Below are 4,856 nucleotides of genomic sequence, written 5' to 3'. Positions count from 1 at the left end.
ATTTGATCTGACCCGATGAAGGGTTCTCCTGCGGGTTGTAGATGATCGGTGAAGCCTATACTGTATATTCACACAGTAAAAGGGCTGCCCCATGGCCGACAACCTCAAGAGTTTTCCCAGCTTCACGCTGCTCCAGGGTTTCCCCTATACACAACACCGGAATCAAGCCAACTGCCTGTGCCGCTGCGAACTTGCGAATCAGCACACCGTCTTGCTCGCCCATTATCTGGCGGCGCTCGGAGTGCCCGACAAGCACAAAGGAACAACCTGCATCCACCAACTGACTCGGCGCAATTTCACCGGTCAATGCACCTTGCATCGATTCCACCGCAGAGTTCTGCGCGCCGACCGAAATCGACTGACCTTTCAAGCCATCAATCACTTGATTGATATGCAAGCAAGGCGGGAATACCGCGACATCAACACCGCTCGGCAAGGCCAGACGACTTAGGCCATTGATCAGCTCAGCGACGCTGGCGCGGGTACCGTGCATCTTCCAGTTACCAGCTACCATAGGGCGACGCATGCTGTACCTCGTCGGTCAAAGTGGGCGCAGATGTTACCCAACACAATCAAGGCTGGCAAGCCGAAATCAGGCAGAAACTTCAGTTACCAGTTTTGCCAGCTCTTCGGCATAACCGCGAACCTGTGTTTCGTCCTCGCCTTCGACCATGACGCGCACCAGCGGCTCCGTGCCGGACTTGCGCAACAGCACGCGCCCGCGACCAGCCATGGCCTGGGTAACACGCTCACTGGCCTCCTTGACCGACGGATGATCGAGCGGACTTGCACCACCGCCAAACCGGACATTGATCAGTACTTGAGGGCACTTGCGCAACGCCTGACGGGCCTGAGCCAGCCCTTCGGACCGCGTTTTCAATGCCATCAGGACTTGCAGTGCGGCAATGATCGCGTCACCGGTCGTAGTGTGATTGAAGCAAACAATGTGCCCCGAGTTTTCACCGCCCACTACCCAGTTACGCTCCAGCAGGTCAGCGATGACATAACGGTCGCCAACGTTGGCCCGCACAAATGGAATCGACAGATCCGCCAAGGCCAGCTCAAGCCCCAGGTTACTCATCAAGGTGCCGACCACACCGCCCTGCAACTTGTCACGCTCGTGCAGATCGCGGGCGATGATGAAGAGCAGTTCATCACCATCAACGACAGCACCAGTGTGATCGACCATCAGCACCCGATCGCCATCACCATCAAAGGCGATACCCAGATCAGCATGCTCAGCCAACACGGCAGCCTGCAACTGCCCCATGTGAGTCGAACCACAGTTGTCGTTGATGTTAAGACCGTTTGGCTGTGCGGATAACACCACTACATCGGCACCCAGCTCACGGAACACGCTAGGCGCCACCTTGTAAGTGGCACCATGAGCGCAGTCAATCACGATCTTCAAGCCCGCAAAGCTTGTCCCGGTCGGCACACTGCTTTTGCAAAATTCGATATAGCGGCCAGAAGCATCATTGATACGCGACACCTTGCCGATCTTGCTCGATTCAACCACGGTCATAGGAGTATCGAGCAACTCTTCAATCATCAACTCGACTTCATCCGGAAGCTTCGTACCTTTACCGGAGAAGAATTTGATGCCGTTGTCATCATGAGGATTGTGCGAAGCGCTGATCACGATGCCGGCTTCGGCATGGAAGGTGCGCGTGAGGTACGCGATGGCAGGCGTCGGCATCGGGCCCAACAGCATTACGTCAGCGCCCGCTGAAGTAAGACCGGCCTCAAGCGCCGACTCAAACATGTAACCAGAGATTCGAGTGTCCTTACCGACAAGCACCTTGCAGGCGCCCATCTTACGGAAAGCCATGCCCGCGGCCCAACCGAGCTTGAGCATGAAGTCAGGAGTAATCGGGTATTCACCGACGCGACCACGGATACCGTCGGTGCCAAAGTATTTCTTGCTCATACGTGCTCCATCATTCTTATTCGGCTGATTCCACTGCGGCGATCATCCGCATCACATCCACTGTTTCGGCCACATCATGGACGCGCAATATACGCGCACCCTTGGCCAATGCCAGCGCCGCGAGCGCAAGACCGCCGAACAGTCGATCACCAACCGGGCGATTCAAGGCCTGGCCAATCATGCTCTTTCGCGAAACCCCGACCAACAAGGGCCGCCCCAAGGCATGCAAAGCCTCCATATGTTTGAACAAGCTTAGATTGTGCTGCAGGGTTTTCGCGAAGCCAAAACCCGGATCCAGAATAATGCGCTCAGGTGCAATTCCGACTGCCGCACATTGAGCCATGCGCCCGGCGAGAAACTCGCCGACTTCATGGGTCACATTTTGATAATGCGGATCGTCCTGCATATCTCCCGGCTCACCAAGCATATGCATCAGGCATACCGGTAAACCAGTGGCCGCTGCTGCGTCCAAAGCACCGTCACGGCGCAGTGAGCGAACATCATTGATCAAGCCCGCCCCCAGCCGCGCACTTTCACGCATGACCGCTGGCGTCGAGGTATCGACAGAAATGATCACGTCAAGTTCGCGACTGATGCGCTCGACGATAGGCGCCACGCGTTCAAGCTCTTCGAGCGGTGAGACCGCCCGCGCGCCAGGTCGAGTGGATTCGCCACCCACATCAATCAGGGTTGCGCCGGCCGAAACCATGGCTTCGGCGTGGCGCAAGGCCGCGTCGAGCTGGCTATATTGGCCGCCATCAGAAAAAGAATCGGGAGTGACATTGAGAATACCCATGACATGGGCATGGGCCAAATCAAGAACCCGGTTGCCGCAAGGCAACCGGGTTGAGGACTGAACAGAAGTCATTTCAAACCTATACGTCAGCAGCCGGGCCGCCGATCGGTGTTTCCGGACGCGGATCCTGTGCAACCGGCGGCGTTCCGGAACTTCCGGCACCACCACCCGACCAGTCGCGCGGCTCACGAGGCGTGCGACCAGCCATGATGTCATCGATCTGATCGGCATCGATCGTTTCGTACTTCATCAAGGCATCGGCCATCGCGTCGAGCTTGTCACGGTTGTCGGTAAGGATCTGCTTGGCCGTGCCGTAGCACTGGTCAATGATGCTGCGCACTTCGGAGTCGATCAGCTTGGCCGTCTCACCGGAGAAGCTTGCGCTCTGACCGCCACCACCGCGACCGAGGAATACTTCACCCTCTTCTTCGGCATACATCAACGGACCGAGTTTTTCCGACAAGCCCCACTTGGTCACCATGTTCCGCGCAATCTGGCTGGCACGCATGATGTCGTTCGACGCACCAGTGGTGACACCGTCAAAGCCCAGGGTCATCTCTTCAGCAATACGGCCGCCATACAACGAGCAGATCTGGCTGATCAGTGCGCGCTTGGACAGGCTGTAGCGATCTTCTTCCGGCAGGAACATGGTCACACCCAGCGCACGACCGCGCGGGATGATCGAAACCTTGTAGACCGGATCGTGCTCAGGCACGACGCGACCAACAATGGCATGGCCTGCTTCGTGATAAGCGGTGTTCTGCTTCTCTTTTTCGGACATGACCATGGATTTGCGCTCGGCGCCCATCATGATCTTGTCTTTGGCCAGTTCGAACTCTTTCATTTCGACAATGCGCTTGCCAGTACGAGCTGCAAACAGCGAAGCCTCGTTGACCAGGTTAGCCAGATCGGCACCTGAGAAGCCCGGCGTACCACGTGCGATCACCGCTGGAGCGACATCATCGCCCATCGGGACTTTACGCATGTGGACCTTGAGAATCTGTTCGCGACCACGAATGTCCGGCAAACCGACCACGACCTGACGGTCGAAACGGCCTGGACGCAGCAGCGCAGGGTCCAGCACGTCCGGACGGTTGGTTGCGGCGATGACGATGATGCCGTCATTCATTTCGAAGCCATCCATCTCTACCAGCAACTGGTTGAGAGTCTGCTCGCGCTCATCGTGACCGCCGCCCATGCCGGCGCCACGATGGCGACCAACGGCGTCGATTTCATCGATGAAGATGATGCAAGGCGCGTGCTTCTTGGCTTGCTCGAACATGTCACGGACACGGCTTGCACCAACACCGACGAACATTTCGACGAAATCGGAACCGGAAATGGTGAAGAAAGGCACTTTGGCTTCGCCGGCAATTGCCTTGGCCAGCAATGTCTTACCGGTACCCGGTGGACCAACCATCAGCACGCCACGAGGAATGCGGCCGCCCAGACGCTGGAACTTGCCCGGGTCACGCAGGAACTCGACCAACTCACCCACTTCTTCCTTGGCTTCGTCGCAACCGGCAACGTCACCCAGGGTGGTTTTCACCTGATCCTCGGAGAGCAGGCGTGCCTTGCTCTTGCCGAAGCTCATCGGCCCACCCTTGCCACCGGCTCCGCCCTGCATCTGCCGCATGAAAAACATGAACACGGCGATGATCACCAGGATCGGGAAGCTTGCGACCAGGAGTTGAGTCCAGATGCTTTGCTGCTCAGGCTGTTTGCCTTCAACAACGACATGGTTGTCCACGAGGTCGCCGATCAGACCGTTGTCCTGGATTGCCGGACGAATGGTCTTGAAGCTGTCGCCGTCGTTGCGCTTGCCGGTAATCACGTAGCCGTCAACCGCTACGCGCTCGACCTTGCCATCCTTGACCTGCTGGATGAAGTCGGAATAGTTGAGGGTCTGCGGCTCGTTAGGGCTGGAGAAGTTGTTCATCACCGTCACCAGGACAGCCGCGATGATCAACCACAGGATCAGATTCTTTGCCATATCGTTCAATTAACTACCCTCTGAAGCAAGCTCCGCTAATGGGACCTGCGGGCCTTCGTGGACGTTGAGGAAATAACCGACGCCGTGCCCGGTGCCATGGCCGTAGTCGACGCTTTCGGCCCAGATCGGCGCGCGAG

Annotated in this window: 3 protein-coding genes and 2 pseudogenes; all 5 read right to left on the bottom strand. The window is 57.4% G+C overall.

The window, feature by feature from the left end; all coding sequences use genetic code 11:
- Window positions 1–94 precede the first annotated feature (94 nt).
- Window positions 95–526, bottom strand: a pseudogene (locus ACQKP4_RS28380) (triose-phosphate isomerase); the annotation flags it as partial.
- A gap of 66 nt (window positions 527–592) precedes the next feature.
- Window positions 593–1,930: a phosphoglucosamine mutase gene (glmM, locus tag ACQKP4_RS28375; RefSeq protein WP_427637353.1), complete on the bottom strand. Its 1,338-nt coding sequence runs from the start codon at window positions 1,928–1,930 to the stop codon at window positions 593–595.
- A 16-nt stretch (window positions 1,931–1,946) separates the two neighbouring features.
- Window positions 1,947–2,798, bottom strand: coding sequence for a dihydropteroate synthase (gene folP / locus ACQKP4_RS28370; RefSeq protein ID WP_427637352.1), 852 nt, complete (start codon window positions 2,796–2,798; stop codon window positions 1,947–1,949).
- 7 nt (window positions 2,799–2,805) lie between these two features.
- Complete coding sequence (ftsH, locus tag ACQKP4_RS28365) at window positions 2,806–4,719, bottom strand: ATP-dependent zinc metalloprotease FtsH (protein WP_149657643.1); 1,914 nt, start codon at window positions 4,717–4,719, stop codon at window positions 2,806–2,808.
- Window positions 4,720–4,761: 42 nt separating this feature from the next.
- Window positions 4,762–4,856: pseudogene (locus ACQKP4_RS28360) on the bottom strand (hypothetical protein); the annotation flags it as partial.

Source organism: Pseudomonas sp. NPDC086278 (genome assembly GCF_050280905.1).
Classification (GTDB): Bacteria; Pseudomonadota; Gammaproteobacteria; order Pseudomonadales; family Pseudomonadaceae; genus Aquipseudomonas.
This window is presented reverse-complemented; position numbering and strand designations above follow the sequence as displayed.

Excerpts from the sequence above, each read along its gene's own strand:
- glmM (WP_427637353.1), bottom strand. The coding sequence starts at position 1,930 with ATGAGCAAGAAATACTTTGGCACCGACGGTATCCGTGGTCGCGTCGGT.
- folP (WP_427637352.1), bottom strand. The coding sequence starts at position 2,798 with ATGACTTCTGTTCAGTCCTCAACCCGGTTGCCTTGCGGCAACCGGGTT.
- ftsH (WP_149657643.1), bottom strand. The coding sequence starts at position 4,719 with ATGGCAAAGAATCTGATCCTGTGGTTGATCATCGCGGCTGTCCTGGTG.